This window comes from Ginsengibacter sp., from assembly GCF_057362405.1.
The window spans coordinates 1-21,721 of sequence record NZ_JBMQQG010000065.1; the positions used below are offsets into that span (position 1 = coordinate 1).

Annotated in this window: 24 protein-coding genes, 3 tRNA genes and 1 pseudogene; 16 read left to right on the top strand and 12 right to left on the bottom strand. The window is 36.4% G+C overall.

Going from position 1 to position 21,721, the window contains the following annotated elements:
* Nucleotides 1-105 precede the first annotated feature (105 nt).
* The 4 genes from ACO1O5_RS05705 to ACO1O5_RS05720 all read right to left on the bottom strand — a co-directional run bounded on the left by ACO1O5_RS05705 (nt 106) and on the right by ACO1O5_RS05720 (nt 1,736).
* Nucleotides 106-191, bottom strand: a tRNA-Leu gene (locus ACO1O5_RS05705).
* A gap of 52 nt (nt 192-243) precedes the next feature.
* Nucleotides 244-316: transfer RNA gene (locus ACO1O5_RS05710), tRNA-Gly, on the bottom strand.
* A gap of 122 nt (nt 317-438) precedes the next feature.
* Nucleotides 439-660, bottom strand: a complete 222-nt coding sequence (locus ACO1O5_RS05715; RefSeq protein WP_486268877.1) for a hypothetical protein — start codon at nt 658-660, stop codon at nt 439-441.
* Nucleotides 661-704: 44 nt separating this feature from the next.
* Complete coding sequence (locus tag ACO1O5_RS05720) at nt 705-1,736, bottom strand: glycosyltransferase family 2 protein (protein WP_486268878.1); 1,032 nt, start codon at nt 1,734-1,736, stop codon at nt 705-707.
* Nucleotides 1,737-1,848: 112 nt separating this feature from the next.
* On the opposite strand from ACO1O5_RS05720, the gene ACO1O5_RS05725 reads away from it, so the two are divergent.
* The 6 genes from ACO1O5_RS05725 to ACO1O5_RS05750 all read left to right on the top strand — a co-directional run bounded on the left by ACO1O5_RS05725 (nt 1,849) and on the right by ACO1O5_RS05750 (nt 6,221).
* Nucleotides 1,849-3,000, top strand: a complete 1,152-nt coding sequence (locus tag ACO1O5_RS05725) for a sensor histidine kinase (RefSeq protein ID WP_486268879.1) — start codon at nt 1,849-1,851, stop codon at nt 2,998-3,000.
* Nucleotides 3,001-3,079: 79 nt separating this feature from the next.
* Nucleotides 3,080-3,163: transfer RNA gene (locus ACO1O5_RS05730), tRNA-Leu, on the top strand.
* Nucleotides 3,164-3,252: 89 nt separating this feature from the next.
* A complete protein-coding gene (locus ACO1O5_RS05735; protein ID WP_486268880.1) occupies nt 3,253-3,558 on the top strand; it encodes a type II toxin-antitoxin system HigB family toxin in 306 nt (101 codons plus the stop codon).
* Between the two features lie 4 nt (nt 3,559-3,562).
* Nucleotides 3,563-3,940 carry a helix-turn-helix domain-containing protein gene (locus ACO1O5_RS05740; RefSeq protein WP_486268881.1) on the top strand — a complete coding sequence of 126 codons (378 nt, stop codon included), beginning with the start codon at nt 3,563-3,565 and terminating at the stop codon, nt 3,938-3,940.
* A 79-nt stretch (nt 3,941-4,019) separates the two neighbouring features.
* The gene (locus ACO1O5_RS05745; protein ID WP_486268882.1) at nt 4,020-5,288 is read left to right on the top strand and encodes a DUF2130 domain-containing protein; all 1,269 of its coding nucleotides are present in this window, start codon (nt 4,020-4,022) and stop codon (nt 5,286-5,288) included.
* 6 nt (nt 5,289-5,294) lie between these two features.
* Entirely contained in the window at nt 5,295-6,221 is a 927-nt protein-coding gene (locus ACO1O5_RS05750) for a zinc-dependent peptidase (RefSeq protein WP_486268883.1), read from the top strand.
* Between the two features lie 7 nt (nt 6,222-6,228).
* On the opposite strand, the gene ACO1O5_RS05755 is transcribed toward ACO1O5_RS05750, so the two are convergent.
* Nucleotides 6,229-6,837 (bottom strand): 4'-phosphopantetheinyl transferase family protein, encoded by a 609-nt coding sequence (locus ACO1O5_RS05755; protein WP_486268884.1) that lies wholly within the window; start codon nt 6,835-6,837, stop codon nt 6,229-6,231.
* A 69-nt stretch (nt 6,838-6,906) separates the two neighbouring features.
* Here ACO1O5_RS05755 and dcd point away from each other — a divergent pair, with 69 nt between their 5' ends.
* Nucleotides 6,907-7,443, top strand: coding sequence for a dCTP deaminase (gene dcd / locus ACO1O5_RS05760; RefSeq protein ID WP_486268885.1), 537 nt, complete (start codon nt 6,907-6,909; stop codon nt 7,441-7,443).
* A gap of 70 nt (nt 7,444-7,513) precedes the next feature.
* Here dcd and ACO1O5_RS05765 read toward each other — a convergent pair whose 3' ends face one another.
* The 3 genes from ACO1O5_RS05765 to ACO1O5_RS05775 form a co-directional block, all read right to left on the bottom strand.
* Nucleotides 7,514-7,786 carry a hypothetical protein gene (locus ACO1O5_RS05765; protein ID WP_486268886.1) on the bottom strand — a complete coding sequence of 91 codons (273 nt, stop codon included), beginning with the start codon at nt 7,784-7,786 and terminating at the stop codon, nt 7,514-7,516.
* A 155-nt stretch (nt 7,787-7,941) separates the two neighbouring features.
* The gene (locus ACO1O5_RS05770; RefSeq protein ID WP_486268887.1) at nt 7,942-9,240 is read right to left on the bottom strand and encodes a metallophosphoesterase; all 1,299 of its coding nucleotides are present in this window, start codon (nt 9,238-9,240) and stop codon (nt 7,942-7,944) included.
* Nucleotides 9,241-9,341: 101 nt separating this feature from the next.
* A complete protein-coding gene (locus ACO1O5_RS05775) occupies nt 9,342-9,839 on the bottom strand; it encodes an NADPH-dependent FMN reductase (protein ID WP_486268888.1) in 498 nt (165 codons plus the stop codon).
* A gap of 313 nt (nt 9,840-10,152) precedes the next feature.
* On the opposite strand from ACO1O5_RS05775, the gene ACO1O5_RS05780 reads away from it, so the two are divergent.
* The 4 genes from ACO1O5_RS05780 (at nt 10,153) to dapB (ending at nt 13,362) form a co-directional block, all read left to right on the top strand.
* On the top strand, nt 10,153-10,959 hold the full coding sequence (locus ACO1O5_RS05780; protein WP_486268889.1) for a ParA family protein: 807 nt from the start codon (nt 10,153-10,155) through the stop codon (nt 10,957-10,959).
* 33 nt (nt 10,960-10,992) lie between these two features.
* Complete coding sequence (locus ACO1O5_RS05785) at nt 10,993-11,913, top strand: ParB/RepB/Spo0J family partition protein (RefSeq protein ID WP_486268890.1); 921 nt, start codon at nt 10,993-10,995, stop codon at nt 11,911-11,913.
* A 94-nt stretch (nt 11,914-12,007) separates the two neighbouring features.
* Nucleotides 12,008-12,568 (top strand): DUF5683 domain-containing protein, encoded by a 561-nt coding sequence (locus ACO1O5_RS05790; protein WP_486268891.1) that lies wholly within the window; start codon nt 12,008-12,010, stop codon nt 12,566-12,568.
* Between the two features lie 77 nt (nt 12,569-12,645).
* Nucleotides 12,646-13,362, top strand: coding sequence for a 4-hydroxy-tetrahydrodipicolinate reductase (gene dapB / locus ACO1O5_RS05795; protein ID WP_486268892.1), 717 nt, complete (start codon nt 12,646-12,648; stop codon nt 13,360-13,362).
* Nucleotides 13,363-13,450: 88 nt separating this feature from the next.
* On the opposite strand, the gene ACO1O5_RS05800 is transcribed toward dapB, so the two are convergent.
* Nucleotides 13,451-13,933: a hypothetical protein gene (locus ACO1O5_RS05800; RefSeq protein WP_486268893.1), complete on the bottom strand. Its 483-nt coding sequence runs from the start codon at nt 13,931-13,933 to the stop codon at nt 13,451-13,453.
* Nucleotides 13,934-14,073: 140 nt separating this feature from the next.
* A complete protein-coding gene (locus tag ACO1O5_RS05805; RefSeq protein WP_486268894.1) occupies nt 14,074-15,015 on the bottom strand; it encodes an NAD-dependent epimerase/dehydratase family protein in 942 nt (313 codons plus the stop codon).
* A 151-nt stretch (nt 15,016-15,166) separates the two neighbouring features.
* On the opposite strand from ACO1O5_RS05805, the gene ACO1O5_RS05810 reads away from it, so the two are divergent.
* From ACO1O5_RS05810 to ACO1O5_RS05825, 4 genes are all read left to right on the top strand, one after another.
* Nucleotides 15,167-16,135, top strand: coding sequence for a ligand-gated ion channel (locus ACO1O5_RS05810; protein WP_486268895.1), 969 nt, complete (start codon nt 15,167-15,169; stop codon nt 16,133-16,135).
* Nucleotides 16,136-16,237: 102 nt separating this feature from the next.
* Complete coding sequence (locus ACO1O5_RS05815; RefSeq protein WP_486268896.1) at nt 16,238-18,193, top strand: tetratricopeptide repeat-containing sensor histidine kinase; 1,956 nt, start codon at nt 16,238-16,240, stop codon at nt 18,191-18,193.
* Between the two features lie 48 nt (nt 18,194-18,241).
* On the top strand, nt 18,242-18,919 hold the full coding sequence (locus ACO1O5_RS05820) for a LuxR C-terminal-related transcriptional regulator (RefSeq protein WP_486268897.1): 678 nt from the start codon (nt 18,242-18,244) through the stop codon (nt 18,917-18,919).
* Nucleotides 18,920-19,506: 587 nt separating this feature from the next.
* Nucleotides 19,507-19,926, top strand: a complete 420-nt coding sequence (locus ACO1O5_RS05825) for a hypothetical protein (protein ID WP_486268898.1) — start codon at nt 19,507-19,509, stop codon at nt 19,924-19,926.
* 507 nt (nt 19,927-20,433) lie between these two features.
* Here ACO1O5_RS05825 and ACO1O5_RS05830 read toward each other — a convergent pair.
* A complete protein-coding gene (locus ACO1O5_RS05830) occupies nt 20,434-20,718 on the bottom strand; it encodes a hypothetical protein (RefSeq protein WP_486268899.1) in 285 nt (94 codons plus the stop codon).
* Nucleotides 20,719-20,996: 278 nt separating this feature from the next.
* Nucleotides 20,997-21,296 carry a hypothetical protein gene (locus tag ACO1O5_RS05835; protein ID WP_486268900.1) on the bottom strand — a complete coding sequence of 100 codons (300 nt, stop codon included), beginning with the start codon at nt 21,294-21,296 and terminating at the stop codon, nt 20,997-20,999.
* Nucleotides 21,297-21,438: 142 nt separating this feature from the next.
* Between ACO1O5_RS05835 and ACO1O5_RS05840 the strand changes: the two are divergent.
* Nucleotides 21,439-21,721: pseudogene (locus ACO1O5_RS05840) on the top strand (ion channel); the annotation flags it as partial.

Sequence of the window (21,721 nt, forward strand, 5' to 3'; positions counted from 1 at the left end):
TAGTTGTGGCGGGTTTACTGTTGTCGTTTGCATTTCATTTTTAGCTTGCTTCAAATCGAAAAGGCCTTGAAAGTAAATCCTAACAAGGCTCTAAAAATTTAATCGTACCCGGGATGGGAGTTGAACCCACACGACCATTGCTGATCACAGGATTTTAAGTCCTGCGTGTCTACCAGTTCCACCACCCGGGTAAACACATTTATAAAAAATCAAAAAAAATCCCGACATCGTCGGGAAATTATGAGCGGAAGACCGGGCTCGAACCGGCCACCCCGACCTTGGCAAGGTCGTGCTCTACCAAATGAGCTACTTCCGCATCTAAAAGAACTTTGGGTTCGCCGTCATCCCGATTTCCGGTTGGAAAGCTACTTACCATTAATATTAAGAACTATAAAAAATGGATTGCAAAAGTAATAATTACCGACGCTTAAGCAAAATTTATTTGTATTGCGGATTGTACAAAGTATTACCGGGAACTTCTACTTCCGGTTTACCCTTGTACCTGTGTTTATACATGGTGTAGCATCCTCCTAATACAAGCGCTGCAAAAATTACCAACTGACAATAAAAAAGAAAACGTGAAGAGGAAACCCAATTATGAGCAATGTCCTTATCTGTATTATCGGATTCTGAATGATCAAGAACTTCTTCGTGTTCCATATATTAAATTTTACCCGGCAAAAATAAATGATTGAGCTTAAAAATCATTTTTTAAAAGGGATAATTTCGGAAAATGTTTTTTTCTGCTTTATATAATATTGCCAAACAATACTTCCATCATAAACGGGCAAAATATTTTTCATCTTTAATTTTGAAAATTTCTTTCCTCTTTTACCGGTAAAAACCCATTCGGCATAGTGCAAGTGTGCAGAAGCAATTGAAATAAATGTGCTGAAATTACCGTCTATCAGTGACCGGTAGGCAGCTATAATATCTAAAATTATCCGCAACGGAATCTTCCATGTTCTCTCAAATACTGGTAAATTTTTGGTCATCATTACCAGGTTATTCCTGAAGTTGAGATATACTTTTTTGCGATCACCCATTGGCAAAGTGCCTCCGCCAACATGATAAACAACGGAAGATGGAACTACATAAATTGAATAACCCTTACGTTGCATTCTCCAACATAAGTCTATCTCTTCCTGGTGAGCGAAAAAAAATTCATCAAAGCCGTTCAATTCGTGAAATACTTTGGCTCTTACGAACAATGCGGCACCGGTAGCCCAAAAAATCTGAGTTGAATTATCATATTGCCCACAATCAATTTCGCAGGTTTCAAAAATACGGCCGCGTGTAAATGGGTACCCCAATTTATCAATAAATCCGCCGCAGGCGCCTGCATATTCAAATTGTTTTCTTTGTTTAAAAGATAAAATTTTGGGCTGGCAAGCGCCAATTTTTTCATCCGATTCCATCATGGAAATAATGGGCTCTATCCACCCCGGGGTAACCTGTATGTCGCTGTTCAATAAAATATAATAGTCGGCTGAGACCTCCTTGAGTGCCGAGTTGTAACCTTTAGCAAATCCTTCGTTGGTATTACTCAGCAAGATTTTTACACCAGGGTAATTCTTTTCCAGGAAATCAATCGAATCATCATCAGATGCATTATCGGCAACGATAACGCTAAGGTTTTTGTATGTAGACTCCATCACACTAGGAAGAAACTTTTCCAGAAAAGATTTCCCGTTCCAGTTAAGGATTACAGCAGCTACTGAGGGTGAAGAGATCAATTATATTGTTGTTAATAGAGTACAAACATAAAAATTTTAGATTTCAATTCAGATAATTATGGGAAATAGCTTTTAGATTTGGCATTAATCATTTAATAATAACCATTTCTTAATGCTCGGTCAGCTTTTTAACTTCAGGACATGGCTTGCTGTAATAGCAGTTGCCATCGTTACGGGCACAATCTTCTATTCAAATTTCCTGGCTAAAAAAATTGCCGCTGAAGAGCGCCAAAAAGTTAACGTGTGGGTACAGGCATTAAAAACCCGGGCTGAAACTACTGAGAGATCATCGCTGGACCTCACCAATATTATTACTTCAGAAAATAAGGATATTCCGATTATCGAAACCGATGAAAATGACAGACCATCCGGGGAGGTGTTAAACCTCGATTCGTCGCTTGTAAAAAAGGATAGCAATTATGTTCGTAAAAAACTGGCAGAGTTTAAAAAACAACATGATCCAATTACAATTGAAATAAGCAACAATCCCGTCATCATCAATAAATATTATTATGGCGACTCTGATTTATTAAAACAGGTTAGGTATTATCCCATCGTGCAATTATTTATAGTGGCGCTGTTCATCGTCATTACTCTCTATGCAATTTCCACGAGGAACCGGTCAACTCAAAACCAGGTGTGGGCAGGCATGGCGAAAGAAACAGCGCATCAACTAGGCACTCCTATTTCTTCGTTGGAAGGTTGGGTGGAGATGTTGAAGGAAAGTCAACTGTCTAAATCCATTTCGGTTGAAATGGAAAAGGATGTGAACCGGTTAAAACTCATAAGTGATCGGTTTGGTAAAATTGGCAGTGCTCCAAAACTGGAAGAATACAACATTACAGAACAGGTTCAAAAAATGGTAAATTATATTAAAAGGAGATCTACTGATAAAGTGAGTTTTTCAGTAGAAGCGCCGGCCGGTCCGGTTATTACAAGCATATCTGCACCACTTTTTGATTGGGTAATAGAAAATCTTTTAAAAAATGCCTTGGACGCGATGGAAGGAAAAGGCAATATCAACATTAAAATTAAGGAGCAACCGGGCCACGTATTTATAGATGTAGCTGATAACGGAAGAGGCATTAGTAAGCAAAATGTCTCAAAGGTTTTTAAGCCGGGCTTCACTACAAAGAAGAGAGGATGGGGCCTTGGTTTATCACTTTCAAAGAGAATTGTTGAACAGTATCATAAAGGGCAATTGTATGTAAAATCTTCGGAGCCCAATAAGGGAACTACTTTCAGGATTGTTTTAAACACTTAAGTTTAATTGAAGGGTTTTATTAAATTTGCAGTCCAAATAATAATTTATAAAATTTGCTTTGGGTATTATCTACAAATATGCGGCGATGGCGAAATTGGTAGACGCACTACTTTGAGGTGGTAGCGCCCGAAAGGGTGTGGGAGTTCGAATCTCCTTTGCCGCACAAAGCCCGGAATTATTCCGGGTTTTTTTTATCTTTTTATGGATTTTTAAAGTTCTATTTTTCAGAATAAAATTCTATTTTTACACGAAATGGTTATTATATCAAAATCGATAATCAGGGATTTTTCTGAAAAAAATAAAGATGCAGAAATTGCATTGCAGAAGTGGTACTATGAAACTAAAATGGCAAACTGGAAAAATTTTAATGAAGTTAAAAAGACATTTAGTACAGCCGATGCCGTAGGAAATGACCGATATGTTTTTAATATAAAAGGTAATCATTATCGTTTAATAGCCCTGATCATTTTTAAAAAAAGAACTGTTTTTATTTTATTTATAGGCGATCACAAGGAGTATGATAAAATAGAAGCGGCTAAAGTAAATTTTAAAAAATAAGTATATGAAACATCTGATAAATTCAAAAAAATCCTATCATGAAACTATGGTGGCCGTGTATAATCTCATGAATAAAGGAGAAGCTAATCTAACTCCTGCCGAACTAAAAAAGCTCTCTGCAATGGCAGTGGCCGCAGAAAAATACGAGGATGAAGTATTAGGATTAAAACCATCCAGGCCGCCAAGAACGATTGCGGAATTAGTAGAATTAAAGTTATTTGAAAATAAAATGACACAGGCAAAACTTGCGGATGAGCTTGGTTTAGGTAAATCGAAAATTTCCGAGATCCTTTCCGGCAAACGAAAAGCAGACGTAGCATTTCTAAAGGGGTTACATAAAGTATTAAAAATTGACGCAAATTATTTACTGGAAATTGCTTAGGTATTTTTAATAACCAATCATCTATTCTAATATTACTTTATTGTAATTTTTCAATTATACTTATTCAAGCAAAGAAACTATGCCAACATTAATAACATGCCCTAATTGCAAACATGAATTTGCACCGGAAGATGCTATAGCAAAATCTTTAGAGAAAGAATATGAAGAAAAATTTAATAATGACAGGCAAAAATTATTAAAGCAATTTTCTGATCAGCAAAAGATTTTTGAAGATCAGCAAAAAGATTTTGAAAAAAAGAAAGAACAAGCCAATGAATTATTTGCAGAAAGAATGCAAAAAGAAAAATTGAAAATTGAAAATGAGGTTCAGGAAAAGCTCAGAAAATCGATCAGCAGCGATTATGAAAATCAATTAAAAATTTTGCAGCAGGCAAATAATGATAGCGAAGAAAGGTTAAAATTAGCGAGACAAAAAGAACTGGAATTTTTGAAAAAAGTGCAGGAGTTAAAAAACAAAGAAGAAGAAATGGAAATTGCACTTCAAAAAAAATTATCTGAAGAGAGAGCGATACTTAGTGAACAAATCAGGAAGCAGGAAATAGAAAAAAATGTTATTAAGGAAACCGAAAATAATTTAAGATTTAAGGAACTCGAGAAGCAACTGGAAGATCAAAAAAAATTGGTTGATGAAATGAAACGAAAAGCAGAGCAGGGTTCTATGCAGCGCCAGGGCGAAGTGCAGGAAATTGCACTGGAAGAGATCTTACGCAACAATTTCCCTTTTGATATCATAACGGAAGTTGGCAAGGGAGTAAGAGGCGCCGACTGCATTCAATTAATACGAAATAATTTTAGCCAGGAATGCGGCAAGATTATTTATGAAAGTAAACGCACCGAAAATTTTGGTGCCGACTGGATAGAAAAATTTAAAAAAGATATGCGCAGCACGGGCGCAGATATTGCGGTGCTGGTTACTAAAACAATGCCGAAAGACATGGATTGCTTTGGGCTTAAAGATGGAATTTGGGTGTGCACATTTTCCGAAGTAAAAGCATTAGCAAACGTTTTAAGAGATGGCATCATACGTATTTACACTTCTGCAAAGAGCCAGGAAAACAAAGGTGATAAAATGCACTTGCTATATGACTATTTAACAAGTAACGAATTCAATGAGCAATGGAAAGCGATTCGTGAAGGTTTTTTTGCAATGAAAATTGGCATACAAAAAGAGAGAGATTCAATGGAACGTTTGTGGAAGGCAAGAGAGAAGCAACTGGAAAAAGTTCTATTGAATTCGGCACACGTAAAGGGATCTATCGAAGGAATTGCCGGGCAGGATTCTATCGATTTGAGTTTGTTGGACGAAAATAGTTTACTGGAGGAATAAAACTCAATGAGCTATTTTAAAAGACAAGCCGCGGTTTTTTTTATTTTATTCGGTATCCTTTTTTTGTGGGCATATAACCATCATGTTAAAGAAGCTATGGCCGTTTTTGGATTTTGCATCGTATTGGGAGTTTTGTTTATTTCATCGGGGAAGGATACAGGTACTGACGAAAATGATGATGAAGGAAATGATGATGAAGATGATGTTGATGATGAAAACAACGATACTGTTCCCTATCTCGCCTATGATGGCAAGGACCTGATGTTTTCACGAACCGATGTTAAAGGTGCTCTCAATAAACATCTCCCTTATTTTGTCGCCTTAGCTTTTCCTGAGCAGCAAAAATTTATTGAACGGGTCAATAAATTTATTGCTGATAAAACGTTTAATATCCACGATAAAAGCGGTTTTAAAGAGATGCCAATTCTTATCAGTGCCAGTGCTATCCAGTTAAGTTTCGGGCTTGAACATTACATCTTACCCAACTTTAAAATTATAAATATTTACCCCGAGGAGTTTATTGCTGTTGAACCAACGATTCGTTACCTGGAAGGAAATGTTGATGCTTATCATATCAATATTTCGTGGAAGTATTTTTTAAAAGGTTTTCAATTACCGGATGATGGCGACAATGTTGGACTGCACGAAATGGCGCACGCATATTATTACGAAAATTTTGACACACATGATTCAAAAGATATGAAGTTCATCCATGGCTTCAATAAATTCAATGTTTTTGGCACAGTAATTTTTCAGAACATTACTCAAAATAACGATGGAATATATTCAGATTATGCAAAGAGAAATTTCCAGGAATTTTGGGCTGAAAGTGTAGAGCTGTTTTTTGAAAAACCCCATGATTTAAGAAACAGGTATCATGAATTGTACCAATGCATTTGTGAAACACTAAACCAGGATCCCCTAAATAAATAGTGATTATTTAACCATTGAGCCATGCGAGGCACATACCTTCAAAAAATTTATAATGAATTTGAAGGGATATCTTTTCGTCTTTCAAAAAATCGCACGCAATAATTTCTTTTCTGGTTAAAAATTGATTTAGATGAATATGATTTTTGAAATCAACGCCGCCTTTCCCGTACCATTTATAAACCGCTTCTTTGCAACTCCAGCATAAGGTTAGAAAAGGGGAATTTATTTCAGGCAAAAGTTTTAATTCATCAACAGATAAAAACTTATGTTGTATTAATTGCACTTTGGGCGTAATCAACTCCACATCAATACCGGCGCTTTCATTTTCACTAATAATCGCCGCTGCATAATCGCCGCAATGTGAAATGGAAAAATGATACGACTGATCCTGCAGGAGGGGTTTATTAGATTCAGCTATTTCTATTAAATGTAAAGGAAATTCAGGGTGCAACAATTGAAGTAAATACCTCCCCGCCAAATGTTGTAACCTTTTATGCGGATGACTAATTGTCTTGTGCAATCGAACTTTTTCAAGAAAGAAATTTTCTGTCTCTGTAATATGCCATACGGCGAGCTTTGACGTATCGTTGATATTATGTTGATAAAACAAAGGCATTCAAAAAAAAGTTACGCTTGTTTTGCAGATGTATGAATTATTTTGCAAACAATAAAATAAAGCAGTTAAATGATTTTATCGGATACAAGAATTCTTGAGGAAATTGAAAAGAAAACGATCATAATTGAACCGTATAACCGTGATAAACTTGGCAGCAATAGTTACGATGTGCATTTGGGAAAATACCTGGCTACTTACAAAGACAAAGTTCTTGATGCTAAAAAACATAATGAGATTAATCATTTTGAAATACCGGAAGAGGGCTTTGTTTTGGAACCCGGCGAATTATATCTGGGCGTAACATTAGAATATACTGAAACGCATGCCCATGTTCCTTTTCTTGAAGGTAAATCTTCTACGGGCCGCCTTGGCATTGATATTCATGCCACGGCAGGCAAAGGTGATGTGGGCTTCTGCGGCAATTGGACGTTGGAAATTTCCAGCAAAATTCCCGTAAGAGTGTACGCAGGCATGCCTATTGGTCAACTAATTTATTTTCCTGTGGAGGGCGAAGTTGAAGTTAAATATAACACCAAGAAAAATGCGAAGTATAGCGGGCAACCAAATAAGCCCGTTGAAAGTATGATGTGGAAGAATAAGTTTTAAAGCCTTTGCGCCTAAAAATTTCTCCTGCAAACGAATTGAATTAGCTGCCAATTCAATTAGAGATTGCCGATTATTTATTTACGTTAAGATTCGATTCTTTATTAGCGTTCATATTTTGCCTGTCTTTCTTCTGATCATTGGCATATTGCACAAATAAGACCGTTATATAAATCAAAATAACAAAACAGATGTAAGCAATAAATTTTGTGGGATCTTTTTTCAACCACTTGAAAAAGTATTTAAGTTTGAAACGCTTAGCAGGGCGATGCCTGGAGCGCCTTTTCAAGGCAATATGATTTGCATCCGGTGATTTTATTAAGCTATCAGCAGTCGTAGTATTCAATGGAATTTTTTTTGGTAATCGTATTAACGGTTTATTCAGGAAAATGGATTGCCTCCTTTTTTTATTTTTCCGGGCGATAAAATATTAAAACGAAAAAGGTATTTAATTTGGTATAACATTAAGGCGAATAGTTTCAACAAAATTTTCTTCATAATTTAAACCAGTTCAATCACTGTAATCTCCGGCAAAATGCCTACCCTTCCCGGATAACCAATAAATCCATAACCGGGATTTACATACAATTTTTGTTTTCCTTCTTCATAAAGCCCATCCCATTCTTTATAAACATATTGAACCGGGCTCCATTTGAAACCCGGAATTTCAACTCCAAACTGCATTCCGTGGGTATGACCGCTTAATGTAAGATCCACATCTCCATATTGGGGAACTACCTCAGCATCCCAATGGCTGGGGTCGTGGCTGATCAAAATCTTAAACGGATATTTTTCGCTACCGGCATATGCTTTGGCCATGTTGCCATATTTAGGAAATCTTGCTTTGGCGCTCCAGTTTTGAACACCAATAATCGCTATGCTTTCGCCATCTTTTTCAATTGCCCTGTTTTCGTCATTTAGTAAATTCCAGCCCATAGAAGCATGAATATCTTTAAGATGATCGAGATTGGCCTGCTGCAGAGGAGTTAATAAATGTTTGCCGGCAATTCTTTCTTGTTCCCGGAAGGCAGCTGTTCTGTCCGGCCAATGAGCATAATCTCCATAATCATGATTACCCAAAGTGGAAAATACGCCGAACGGAGCTTTTATTTTATTAAACACATCAACGTAATCCTTCATTTCAGTAGCAACGTCGTTTACCAGATCACCACTAAATATAACGAGGTCTGCTTTTTCAGCAATTATTTTATCAACGCCACGTATCACTGCTTCTTTATTTGTAAAACTTCCTGAATGTACATCGCTGAAATGAACAATTTTAAACCCTTTGAATGATGATGGGAGGTTATCGAACTTCAAAGAAATTTTTTTTACCTGGTAATTATATTTGTTACTGAATCCGTACACTAAACTTCCAAACAAAGTACCGCCTGCCGCGAGGCCTAGCCAACTCAAGAATAACGACCGGCTGATGCGGTCTTCACTAATTATTTCACCTTCGGTATTTTTAAAAAAAAGCTTGCCAGCCACAAATTGTATTAATCGTCTTATATCATCAACTAAAAAGAAAACAACGGCAAGAAATTTTGCAAGAAACAAACCGATTACAGTTGCAAAAAGATACGTTCTTACTTTTTTAGGCATAAAATCAGGGCCTGTAAAAACAAAAAGTAAAAATCCAACAATGGCGATTATTGAAATAGTCCAATACACATAAGTAATAATTGTGCTTGTTTTTGCAGAAGCAGACTGGCTTACTGTTTTTATTGCCTGGAAAACATAGGTGTCCATCAGCAACATAATAACTACGAATATGAATGCGCCTAAGGGTGTTCTCATAAAATATTGTTTTTTAAATACACGAATTTTAGTACTCCATTTCACTAATTAAGATTAACTACCCCAGTGAGTGTAATTCGTATAATTGCTGTAATTCGTTATTAATAATTTATAAATTCGGTTAATTGCTCATCAATAGCTTTTAAAGTTTCATCATTTAACTTACCGGTTGCATCGATTACTTTATCGATAACAGAAATAGGCAATTTATTATGATGTACATTCATTTTTAGATAATTCAACGAAGCAGAAAGATGATCCATCCCCCTCAAGTTGCCGGCCCTGCCTGTTGACACCCCGGTAAGCAGCGCTTTTTTATGGTACCATACCTTTTTGATATCTGTGTTGTCTATCATCACTTTCAAAACTCCGGGAAATGTGCCGTTATATTCCGGTAAAATAAAAATAAATTTTTGAGCAGGTATCAAAATTTCATTTTCTACTTTTATTAACTCCGGCGTACGCGTGAGCACATTTAGATTCACGAGCGATAAAATTCCGGCATTAATATTCTTGTCTTTTAGTAAACGTTGGTATTCGGCGGCAACTTTTTCAGTATAACTCCCAATGCGGTTGGTTCCGCTTATAATTGTGTACATCATATAAATTTACCCTGCTTCACTTAAATTTCAACAAAAATAGGATTGTTAGAAGATGGTTGATTAATAAACGGCTTTTGTATAACGAATGTTCTCTAATATTAAGCCTAATATTTAAATTTGCCAATCTGGCATCAGTCCAGTTTAATAATTCTCATTATTAAATCTGGTTATAAATTTTTTGGATTTTTATTTGGGTGCTGTCTTTAAATTTATGTTTACTTTAGCGCCCCTTTCAAAAGAGGTTTTTATTATGAATATTGGTGCCGGGCTGTTGACAAAAAATCAAAAGAAAATTATTGCTGATTAATATATGGGTAAAATTATAGGAATAGCAAATCAAAAAGGAGGAGTTGGAAAAACAACCACGGCGATAAATTTGGCTGCAAGTCTTGCTGTGCTTGAATATAAGACGCTGTTGGTAGATGCTGACCCACAGGCAAACAGCACTACAGGTGTTGGATTTGATCTTCATAACATGACAACAGGCATTTACGATTGCATGGTTAATGACACGCCGGCAAAAGATGTTATATTAAAAACCGAAATCCCTTACCTGGACCTCATCCCATCCCACATTGATTTGGTTGGTGCCGAAATAGAGATGATTAATTACCCGGACAGGGAAAGTGTTTTAAAAAATGTTCTACGCGGTATTAAGGAACAATACGATTTTATAATTATAGATTGCTCACCTTCGCTGGGTTTAATAACCGTGAATGCCCTGACAGCCGCTGATAGCGTGTTGGTGCCGGTTCAAACTGAATTTTTCGCTTTGGAAGGCCTGGGCAAATTATTGAATACAATAAAAATTGTTCAAAGCAGGCTGAACACCTCTTTACAAATTGAAGGCCTTTTAATGACTATGTACGATGGCAGGCTTCGCCTATGCAACCAGGTGGTGAGTGAAGTAAGGCGGCACTTTGAGGATCTTGTATTTGCCAGTATTATTCATCGTAATACAAAATTGAGCGAAGCGCCCAGTTTTGGTAAACCTGCCATTCTCTACGATGCTGAAAGTAAAGGTGCCATCAACTATCTAAATCTTGCGAAAGAAATACTTCAGAGAAATAATATGACTAAAATTCATCAGAAAGAAAGAGTGATGGAACATCTTTAAGTAAACTGGTAAAATTTTCGTAAAAAATTAAACATGAGTATTCCCAATAAAAAAGATGCTTTAGGAAAGGGTATCCGGTCTTTGTTGCAAAACATTGATGCAGATCTTTCCTCCACATCAGACAGTTTAAGAAAGGAAACGCCTGAAAAGTTTCATCCTGTTAATATCCGCATACCACTTCATCTTATTGAAGCAAACCCGGATCAGCCAAGGCATGATTTTGACGAAAATTCATTAAGTGAATTAGCAGCATCGCTAAAAATACACGACGTTATTCAACCCCTTACGGTTACCAAACTCACCAATGGCAAATACCGTATTATAGCAGGAGAAAGAAGGTATAGAGCAGCGAAAATAGCAGGCCTGGCCGATGTTCCGGTTTACATAAGAGAAGCAACAGATTCAAAAGTTCTTGAACTTGCGTTGCTGGAAAACTTACAGCGTGAAGATCTTAATGCAATAGAAATTGCCCTGAGTTATAAACACCTCATGGATGAATTGGACTATACCCAGGAACAGCTTGCAGAGCGCATGGCGAAAGAAAGGAGCACTATTACCAACTACATTCGCTTACTAAAATTACCGCCGGATATACAGGCCGCCGTGAGAAATGGTATTATAAGCATGGGCCATGCAAGAGCACTTATAAATGTGGATATGGTCGACAAACAATTATACATTTTTAATGAAATAAAAAACAAAGAGCTATCCGTAAGACAAACCGAGGATCTCGTACGAAAGTTGTATACGCCTGCAAAAGATGCTGTTAATAATTCGGTAAAAGCCGCACTCCCACCATCTTTAAAGAAAATTGAAGATAATTTAGCATCGCATTTCAGCACTAAAGTGAAAATGACACAAAATAAAAAAGGGGCCGGCAGTATCACGTTAGACTACTTTTCAATTGAAGAATTAAGCTCAATTTTAGAAAAGATGCAGGTTCCTGTTGACTAAGCTTATGCTAAAACCATTCTTACTTTTTGGCACATTTTTTTTTCTCTTCATACTACATGATATAAAAATATTTGCGCAACAAAAGGAAGATACGATGGTTATAAAACCAAATGTGAACCCTGACACTACAACAAAAGACTCAACGGTTTCTAAAAAATCTCTCAAGAAAAAATTTAATCCAAAAGTTGCCACTTTGCGCTCGGCAATATTACCCGGTTGGGGACAGTTCTATAACAAAAAATATTGGAAAATTCCTATTGTTTATGGCGCTTTAGGGACTACGGCAGGAATATTTTTTTACAATTTAAAGACCTATAAACGCTTACGGCAGGCAGTAATACTTCGGTCGGATACCATACCCGGTAATGATAACCAGGTGTATCCGGATTTTATCAATCTATCCACAGAATCTCTGCGATCGTATCGTAATGAATACAGGCAGAATATTGACTATTCGGTTTTATTTTTCCTGCTCTTTTGGGGATTAAATGTGGTAGACGCTACGGTTGATGCGCATTTAAAAGGATTTGATGTTAGTCCGGATGTAAGTATGAAAATTCGCCTTGGGTTAAACGCTTCCAACACCGGCCCCGGAATTTCATTTGTATTCTTTTTCAAAGACAATCATTCCAAAGCGTTATTGCCCCTTCCATAAAATAAAATTTTGTTGCACGAATTGCAACTAATTACCCGAATTTTGAACGATTAATTTTTTAATCATTATTTTCTATTATGAATATTGCGTTATTAGGTTATGGTAAAATGGGTAAGGCCATTGAAGAAATTGCTTTACAAAAAGGACACGGCATTGTTTTGCGTATCCATGATCAAAACCTCGAAGAACTCACCAAACAAAATTTACAAAAAGCGGATGTAGCTATTGAGTTCACGAGCCCACAAAGCGCCGTAGATAATATTTTATTATGCTTTGATGCAGGAGTTCCGGTAGTTTGTGGAACAACGGGCTGGCTGGCAAAGATGGACCTCGTTCAACAAAAATGCAACGAACTCGGCGGTACTTTTTTATATGCGAGCAATTTTAGCATTGGTGTAAATATTTTTTTTGAATTGAATAAGAGGCTGGCAGAGTTGATGAAGCACCAACCAAATTATAATGTTAGTATGGAAGAAATACATCACACTGAAAAGAAAGATGCTCCAAGCGGAACTGCCGTTACCCTTGCAGAAGGAATCATAGCAACCTTACCACATAAAACCAAATGGGTGAATAGAAACTCACAGGTTCCTGACGAACTGCCAATTTTAAGTAAGAGAATAGATCCGGCAGCCGGAACTCATTCCGTAAAATATAGTTCGGATGTTGATGATATAGAAATTATTCATACGGCACACAATAGAAGGGGTTTCGCGGCAGGAGCACTTTTGGCTGCAGAATTTATACATAACAGAAAAGGTATTTTTAATATGAAAGATGTATTGAATTTTTAGATGCCGACTTCCGCTTCCCAACATCATTCCACTTAAATAAATAAGGCCTCTTACCAGAGGCCTTAAAAAGATAAAAAACATTTTTCTTTTAGAAATTGTAGGCAAGCCTTAGATTAAGACTTCCCAAAGTGTATGAATTTTTGCTGAAGGCCAGATACTTCAACGAAATATCAAAATTTTCGCTCACATTGTATCCAATGCTGGGCGCATAACCGAATGCTCCGCCGCCGCCTTTCGCAAATCCATATCCCAACTGCGCATGGCCGTAAAATTTATCAGCGAAAGGAAACTTTGCCCCGGCCAATAAAGGAATAAAATACCCGCTACCACCGCCTAAAGATGATTTAACGGAATAATCTTCGTAGCCACCACTTACCGTAATCTTTAGTCCTTCGGCTACGGCAAAATCGGCTTGAATGTCACCACCAACCGCGAAGGAATATCCGCTTGAAGTAGGTACACCTACATTACCGGCAATACTGATGGTAGTGGGTTTGCTGTCATTTTTCTGAGCATTAGCAGCAGTCATAGTAATCGTAAAAAATGCAATTGAAAAAATTAACTTTTTCATTTTTTTGTTTTTCGTTAAAAATTGGGTTAGTAAATTGATTCCGGTAAAGACTGGAAAAAATTTAGCGTACAAATATGTATCAATAAATTCGAATATGCAATGCCTGGTGGGAAGCACTTTTACTATATTTTCTGCGGAAATTACTTTATGTTCTTAAGCATTTCCGCGGTCATGCTGCTCAAATCGTAAGCGGGTTTCCAATTCCAATCGGCTCTTGCAACACTGTCATCAATACTTTGCGGCCAGCTTTCAGCAATGGTTTGCCGGTAATCGGGTTCGTACGTGGTCATAAATTCAGGAATATGTTTTTTAATTTCTGCACTTATTTCTTTGGGAGAAAAACTCATTGCGGAAATGTTGTAGGAAGTACGAATAGTTATGTTAGCAGCATCTGCTTCCATCAATTCGATAGTTGCTCTTATGGCGTCTGGCATATACATCATAGGCAGGTAAGTATCTTCCTTTAAAAAACACTTGTATTTTTTATCCTCTATTGCATCGTAAAAAATTTCAACTGCATAATCTGTTGTACCACCTCCTGGTTCACTTTTATAACTAATAAGTCCGGGATATCTCAGGCTTCTTACATCAAGTCCATACCGGTGATTATAATAGTTGCACCAGAATTCCCCTGCATATTTACTAATGCCGTAAACTGTTATGGGCTCAATAATTGTTTGCTGAGGACAGTTTTTTTTCGGCGATGTTGGGCCAAAAACTGCTATACTACTGGGCCAGTATACTTTTTGTATTTGTTCATCTTTAGCGATATCCAACACATTCAAGAGGCTTTGCATATTAAGGCTCCACGCAAGATTCGGATTCTTTTCGCCTGTTGCAGACAAGATTGCGGCCAGCAGGTAAACCTGAGTAATGTTTTGCCTGATGATCTGCACGTGGAGCATTTCCTTATTCATAACATCAAGACTTACATACGGGCCTGTACCTTTTAATAATTCATTCTCTTCCCGCAGATCGGACGCGACCACCTGCGCTCCCCCATAAATTCGTCTAAGCTCCAGCGTTAGTTCTACCCCTATCTGCCCGCAGGCACCTATCACTAATATTTTTTCTTTTATCATAGCATTTAATTGGGCTGCAAAATAAAATTTTAAAGAGCAAAGAACAAAAGAATTCGGCCGGCGTAAAACTTAACTAAAATCCAGGCTATTTAGAAAATTATTTGCAGAGAACTTTCTATTCTCTAATTTTCATTTTTATAATTATAGAAAAATGAAAAAAGCAATTTGCTTTTGTGTTGTTAGTGTTTATAACTTACTGCTTATAACAACCGGCTGTTATGCCCAGGATACCAAACCAGATACGGTGAGAACGGGCATTTACATTATCAGTGTACATGATATTGACTTTAAGCAAAAAGAATACACAACAACATTTTGGTTGTGGTTGAAATATAAAAATAAGGACTTCGACTTTCTCCAGAACCTTGAAATTCCGATGGCAAAAAATGTGTCGAGATCTTTTGCAACAGTTGACAGTTCTGACGGACGGATTTATATGTTGATGAAACTACAGTGCGTTATGAAGGATTCATGGAAGATCGGAAATTTTCCGTTCGACCAGCAGAAACTGAGACTCTCAATCGAAAATTCGCAATATGATTCACGCTCTTTGGTTTTTGTTGCCGACACGCTTGGCAAACATTATGATCCGCGTTTTACATTGAATGGCTGGAATATTGACAGCTGCATTATTTCCATCGGTATAAAAAATTATGAAACCGGTTTCGGCGATGAAACTCTTGCCAAACCGCATACTGAATATAGTGCCTTTAGGGTGAGGCTCAGCATCACGAGAAACGCTTCAGGACTATTCTGGAAAATGTTTATTGGAATGTACATAGCGTTCCTCATTGCCTATGTATGCTTTTATATTCATCCCGATGGCATTGATTCAAGATTCGGATTGAGTGTGGGTTCTCTATTTGCGGTTATAGGTAATAAATATATTATTGATTCTGCATTGCCTGAATCAACTTCTTTCACACTCGTCGATACACTGCATGGTCTTACTTTATTTTTTATTTTTGTAATCATCAGTGCCACTGCATACTCACTAAAACTCGTAAAGGAAAAGAAAGAAAAACAGGCCGGGAAATTTGACATGATTGTTGCCCAGGGTATTCTTTTATTATATGTTTTCCTGAATATTTACTTCATCTCGAAAGCAAACGGAGTTTAATAATTAATATTAATTCGTAAAATAAATACGCATTCATCGGTAGGTTGGACTTATTATTGAAAAGGCATTCTTAAATTGCAGTTATTACCTAAATTAATTCTATTGAGGAAAATGTTCGGGAAGCCTTACCTATATTTTCTGCTTGTTTGCTGTTTATATAACCAGCAATCCAATTGTCAAACTCATGCAATCGACAGCTTAAAAAGTCAAATAAATAAAGAGAGAAATAATTCGGGGAAACTTAAAGTAATTTTCGCTCTATGCACCAAACGGCATTCTCTTTCTACTGACACATTGTATAAGTATGCATCCATCGCAATAACATTAAGTGCAGCAGAAAATAACAGGCACGACATTATTCTTGCTGATTATTACTATGTAAATTATCTCATAAAAAAAGGAAAAATCGATTCTGCATTATTAGTTTGCGACGCCTATATTCCTAAACTTAAAAATAATAGCGATGAGAACCAGCAATACCTGAGTTTTATCGGCACCAAAATAGGTTTGCTAATAAAATTGAACCGATACAAAGAAAGCTTCGCTACTTGTTATCTATTACTAAATGAGTCCGAAAAAAGCAGGGATACAGTGAGCGGGTTACTGGCGTTAAACGATTTGGGTTGGATTAATATGGAAATGGATCAAAACCAGGAGGCTATCGGCTTTTTAAGAACAGCATTACAAAATCCTGCTGCTCATAACACTGAAAAATATGGTGAGTATTTAAGTTTTATTTATTCTAATATCGCTGCTGCTTACAGTTCTATTGATAAGAATGATTCTGCCGAATATTTCATCGATAAAGCTATTACTTTAGCACGGAAATTTGAAAATCTCACGTCGCTGGCTAATTCACTGGCTATAAAGGCTGGTATCATGAGTGCTACCAACAGAAACAAGCAAGCTGAAAGTGAACTTATAGAAGTCGTAAACATTCGTAAACAAATTGGCGATCCCTTTTTTATTGTTAGCGACATGAACCAATTGGCTGTTTACTATTATCATAACAATCAGCCGCAAAAAGGTGTTGCTATTTCGCAAGAAGGAATTGATATGGCTGAAAAAAACAATCTTGATTCCAAATTGCCGCTGCTTTATGATGGGCTGGCCCAAAATTATTATGTCGCCGGCAACTACAAAATGTATGGTGAAACCCTGAAAAAAATTATAACACTTAAGGATTCTCTGTATAAAAAAAATTCGGCGGAAGCACTTGCAGACATCGAGGGCAAATACGAGGTGCAAAAGAAAGAAAATATAATAGTAACACAACACCTTGATCTTGTCAAAAAAAATTACCTGCTTTTTGGTTCTTTAATATTGTTACTTTTAATAACGGTGTCGGCTATCCTTCTCTTCAGGATTTACAGAAAAAAACAAAGAATGAAACTTTCTTTTATGATGGCGGAAGAAAAACGCTTATCACACGAAGCAGTCATTCATGCAGAAGAAAAAGAAAGAAGACGAATTGCAGCAGACTTACATGATAATATGGGCGCATACGCAACTGCAATTATTGCGAATGTTGATGATATAGTTGTAAATAAAAAAAATGATGCCGAACCAGCTCTTTTCAATTTAAAACTTAATGCTATTGAATTAATGAGCAATCTGCGGGATACAATTTGGGCTACTTACAAAGAAAAGATTTTCCTAACAGGAATAAGTGATCGTTTTAAAAGCTATATTAAAAAAATAATGTCGGCATACCCAAATGTTCATATTGAAATTTCGGACAGGATTAATAACGACATCTCATTCTCAGCCATTCAGGCGCTCAACATTTTCCGCATTTTACAGGAAGCCTGTACCAATGCCTTAAAACACAGTGGGGCCACTATGATTGAAGTTTTATTTGAAAGCAATGGAACGCTGAAGCTTTGTGTTAAAGACAATGGACAGGGAATTATTGATTGCAACTATATAAAGAACGGTAACGGAATAAAAAATATGAAATTGCGGGCTTTGGAATCAGGATTATATTTCCGCGTGGAAGAAAACCAACCGTCGGGCAGCATGATAATTGTAACTTCAGAACCAATACTACATACTTAGTATTGCAGGAAAAAAATTAATACCTTTCTTTTACAAAAAAGTTCACTAATGCCTACATTAATTGCGTTTGCTGATGACAAAGCCATTAACCACAATACATTTGAACAGAAGGTTAATTCGTTTGACGATCTAAGCCTTGTTTTTATGGCAGTTAACGGGCATGATTGCATCGAACAATTAAAAGGCTTGCCGCTCAACAAACAACCGGAAATAATTTTCGTTGACCTGGAAATGCCCGAACTTAATGGCATACAAACAATCCAGATAGCTAAGCCATTGTATCCTCAAATTCATTTTATCATTCTTACCGTCTTTGATGATGATGAAAAACTTTTTGAAGCAATTCAGTCGGGCGCCAGTGGCTATTTACTTAAAGACGATAGTGCTATTGAAATACATAATGCCATTACCAATTGCAAGGAATTCGGCGGTGCGCCTATGAGCCCGGCCATTGCCCGTAAGGCATTTGATCTACTGAGCCGAACTATCTATCCTTCAGCCAGCGGAAATGAAAAAAATAACCAATTAAGCTCTTTATTATCAGATAGGGAAAAAGAAATTCTTAAACATACCATTCACGGGTTAGATGCAAAACGAATTGCCGAAACGTTAAGCATAAGCACTTTAACCGTGCGGAAGCATATATCAAATGTTTATGAAAAATTACAGGTAAATTCCAAAGCCCAGGTAATGACGCTGGCGCATCAATACAAATGGTTTGATTAAAATAAATAATTGCACATACATGAAAAATTATTAAAAATTAAAATTTAGGGCAACTTAAATTGGGGGTAAGGGCCACTCTGAATAAGTGGCCCTTTATTTTTTATTTACAAACTAACGGTTACTACTATTCGTCGAAAGAATTTTTTTAGGCGCGAATATCCCTACTGAAATATAAGCAAATAATTTTCACTCTTTCTTTTCAAAACTTTTGAAATTCAAAATGCAGAAGTTTAAAAAGTAATACTACCAACTGCCAGGAATAAAATTCCCCCAACTACGAATTTCTAGCCTTGAAAAAAACATACCCAAGTATATCTATCATAGAAAATCTACGACTGCCGATGGTAATTTCCATAAAATTTGATAACGGAACGAGTTAGAATATGTACGATTTCTTCTTTGGTCATCAAGATCATCAATTCAAGAAGTCGTTTATGGTCAGCCAGTTACAGAAATTTCAGCAACTTTTAAGATGAAGAAAAGTCGCGTAAGTTGGCTTGCGTGGTTATTTACCCTGCTATACTTTTACATCATGATTGTTTGATTGAAGAAAAGTTTTTAATCATTAAATTCAAAAATTTCACTTTATGAAACAGACAATCAAAAAAACAAAATCAATTGCAATCGGTTTATTTACCCTTTACACTGTTGGGCTAGTAACTCCAACATTTGCACATGCAAAAACGGGCGATCCCGTGGAATTTAAATATTTAGGGAAGGTTAAAGACCAGCCTGTATTTCAGTTAAACCTAAATCCTGATGCATCGGAAGTTTATTATATCACTTTAAAAGATGAAAATAACGATATAATTTATTCAGAAAAAGTAAAAGCAAAGGATGTTAACTACACCAGGAAATACATGATTAATGTTACTAACGAAGAGTTAACTGCTTCAGACATTAATGTCAAGGTTGAGGTTACTTCTTTGAAAACGCATCAAACTGAGGTGTATAAAATAAGCTCACGCTCACAGGTACACGAAGATATTATAGTTGCAAAACTTTAATAACTCATTTCAAACTTGGTTTTTCAAAACAAAAATGGCTTGCCTGTTCCAAACAAGGTAAGCCATTATCATTTTAATGTAAATATCCCAAATCAATTCTAAAAAAGAGTTCGCGTATTAAAACTGGTATATCTTTTGCGAGCACGGGTAATGGTGTGGCCGGGCGTTACCTGATGAATTTTTATGAATGTTTAACCTAAAAATAATACGTGTATGGGCTTCAAACATTTAATAGGTTTTTTTCTGGTATTAAGTGGAGCCGGCGTGGGTATTCTTATTTTACTCTGCGAGCTTAATAGCCATTTATATAGCAATCTATTTTTGACTTCCTTGTTCAGTTTTAGCTTTTTTTCTTTAATAATGGGTACTATAATCTTGAATAAGGGCAACTAATTTTTTAATACAGCATCCAGGAAAGATAACTTTATGTTTTGTTTGAAATGATACCGGCAGTTGGTAAACTGACCCTGTAGAATCAATATTTGTTTTTTGTCAATTTTGTTGCAATCAAATTAGTGCTGCTACAATTTCTTCCCATTCTTTTTCTAAGGAAACTGATGGTCGGCTTTTGCCGGCCCGGTTATACCAATAACCTGAATTGAAAACATCTCCTTCTTTGCGGTGAAGATAGGCATGTATCCATGAGGCATTTTTATCTTCCACGTCCTGTATCAATTGATGTGCTTTGTTCCAATCGCCTTTTGCGTCGTACCAAAGGGATTGCAGATAAACTGACATATTACCGGGAGGTTGACTTGTTTGTAAGCTTTCTGTAAATGCTGTGATATTCATATCGCAAAATTATATGCTCCCTTCGATTAAATTACTGTTGAGTTCACTTTTCAGGAATCAATTTAATCCCGGAAATCATCATCAGTATAAATAAAACCAAATTGTGCGGGCATATATTTTTCAATTAAAAATCAGTTCCCGTTTTATAATTATATATCCTATGGAAACTAAATTTGCGTGGCGATTCCGGAAAAAAATCGCCAAGGGTTAATCCCTGCAATGTACCTGTAGATTTGCCTGCTTTTTTAAATGAGCTGATTATTCAATTCTACGCATTATTAATCTTTGTATTTTCCTGCCGCCAAATAAACCTGCAGCCTGTACTTGCTATTATTGGCTATCCAATCTTTGATTATATCACTGGCAATGGGCTCGTAAATATCCATTTTGGCCTGGTCGAAGGGCAGTTCTTTTATTGGCACCAGCATCAGGTAATGAGGATCCACATACTCGGCATGATGGTCAATGGTAAAACCTTGCACTTGCAAATATTTGTATCCTTTTTCTTCTAAATTATTTAATGCTTCAGCAGTAAGAGGTTGGTGATGTAGAAAATTGCTTTTATTTTCATTCGTCATTCATAATGGTTTTTAGTTATAACAAAGTGATGCGTATAAAGTTTAACATTCAATATCGGTAGCACGCCTTCACTGTGTTTATAATTTTAAAAATTACTTTATCTTATGGAATAGATTTGTACTATAAACACAGCAACTCATAATGTCATCGCCAAAAAAAATAAACCCATTTTCAAAGCAGAATAACGATACTGGTTTTGCAAGCAACACCAACGATACAGGTGGCCGCTTTATTAATAAGGATGGAAGTTATAACCTTGTAAAAGAAGGAATGCCTTTTTTCAAACGCTTCAGTTTGTTCCAGGACATGCTTAACCTGCCTCTCTGGAGATTCATCACGGTTATTTTCATTTTTTATGTAGCTATTAATATTTTTTTCACTCTAATTTATCTTCTCATAGGAGTCGATCAACTAGACGGATTAA

Excerpts from the sequence above, each read along its gene's own strand:
- ACO1O5_RS05740 (WP_486268881.1), top strand. The coding sequence starts at position 3,563 with ATGAAACATCTGATAAATTCAAAAAAATCCTATCATGAAACTATGGTG.
- ACO1O5_RS05725 (WP_486268879.1), top strand. The coding sequence starts at position 1,849 with ATGCTCGGTCAGCTTTTTAACTTCAGGACATGGCTTGCTGTAATAGCA.
- ACO1O5_RS05780 (WP_486268889.1), top strand. The coding sequence starts at position 10,153 with ATGGGTAAAATTATAGGAATAGCAAATCAAAAAGGAGGAGTTGGAAAA.
- ACO1O5_RS05820 (WP_486268897.1), top strand. The coding sequence starts at position 18,242 with ATGCCTACATTAATTGCGTTTGCTGATGACAAAGCCATTAACCACAAT.
- ACO1O5_RS05755 (WP_486268884.1), bottom strand. The coding sequence starts at position 6,837 with ATGCCTTTGTTTTATCAACATAATATCAACGATACGTCAAAGCTCGCC.
- ACO1O5_RS05830 (WP_486268899.1), bottom strand. The coding sequence starts at position 20,718 with ATGAATATCACAGCATTTACAGAAAGCTTACAAACAAGTCAACCTCCC.
- ACO1O5_RS05825 (WP_486268898.1), top strand. The coding sequence starts at position 19,507 with ATGAAACAGACAATCAAAAAAACAAAATCAATTGCAATCGGTTTATTT.
- dcd (WP_486268885.1), top strand. The coding sequence starts at position 6,907 with ATGATTTTATCGGATACAAGAATTCTTGAGGAAATTGAAAAGAAAACG.
- dapB (WP_486268892.1), top strand. The coding sequence starts at position 12,646 with ATGAATATTGCGTTATTAGGTTATGGTAAAATGGGTAAGGCCATTGAA.
- ACO1O5_RS05770 (WP_486268887.1), bottom strand. The coding sequence starts at position 9,240 with ATGAGAACACCCTTAGGCGCATTCATATTCGTAGTTATTATGTTGCTG.
- ACO1O5_RS05745 (WP_486268882.1), top strand. The coding sequence starts at position 4,020 with ATGCCAACATTAATAACATGCCCTAATTGCAAACATGAATTTGCACCG.
- ACO1O5_RS05715 (WP_486268877.1), bottom strand. The coding sequence starts at position 660 with ATGGAACACGAAGAAGTTCTTGATCATTCAGAATCCGATAATACAGAT.
- ACO1O5_RS05810 (WP_486268895.1), top strand. The coding sequence starts at position 15,167 with ATGAAAAAAGCAATTTGCTTTTGTGTTGTTAGTGTTTATAACTTACTG.
- ACO1O5_RS05835 (WP_486268900.1), bottom strand. The coding sequence starts at position 21,296 with ATGACGAATGAAAATAAAAGCAATTTTCTACATCACCAACCTCTTACT.
- ACO1O5_RS05805 (WP_486268894.1), bottom strand. The coding sequence starts at position 15,015 with ATGATAAAAGAAAAAATATTAGTGATAGGTGCCTGCGGGCAGATAGGG.
- ACO1O5_RS05775 (WP_486268888.1), bottom strand. The coding sequence starts at position 9,839 with ATGTACACAATTATAAGCGGAACCAACCGCATTGGGAGTTATACTGAA.
- ACO1O5_RS05790 (WP_486268891.1), top strand. The coding sequence starts at position 12,008 with ATGGTTATAAAACCAAATGTGAACCCTGACACTACAACAAAAGACTCA.
- ACO1O5_RS05800 (WP_486268893.1), bottom strand. The coding sequence starts at position 13,933 with ATGAAAAAGTTAATTTTTTCAATTGCATTTTTTACGATTACTATGACT.
- ACO1O5_RS05785 (WP_486268890.1), top strand. The coding sequence starts at position 10,993 with ATGAGTATTCCCAATAAAAAAGATGCTTTAGGAAAGGGTATCCGGTCT.
- ACO1O5_RS05735 (WP_486268880.1), top strand. The coding sequence starts at position 3,253 with ATGGTTATTATATCAAAATCGATAATCAGGGATTTTTCTGAAAAAAAT.
- ACO1O5_RS05750 (WP_486268883.1), top strand. The coding sequence starts at position 5,295 with ATGAGCTATTTTAAAAGACAAGCCGCGGTTTTTTTTATTTTATTCGGT.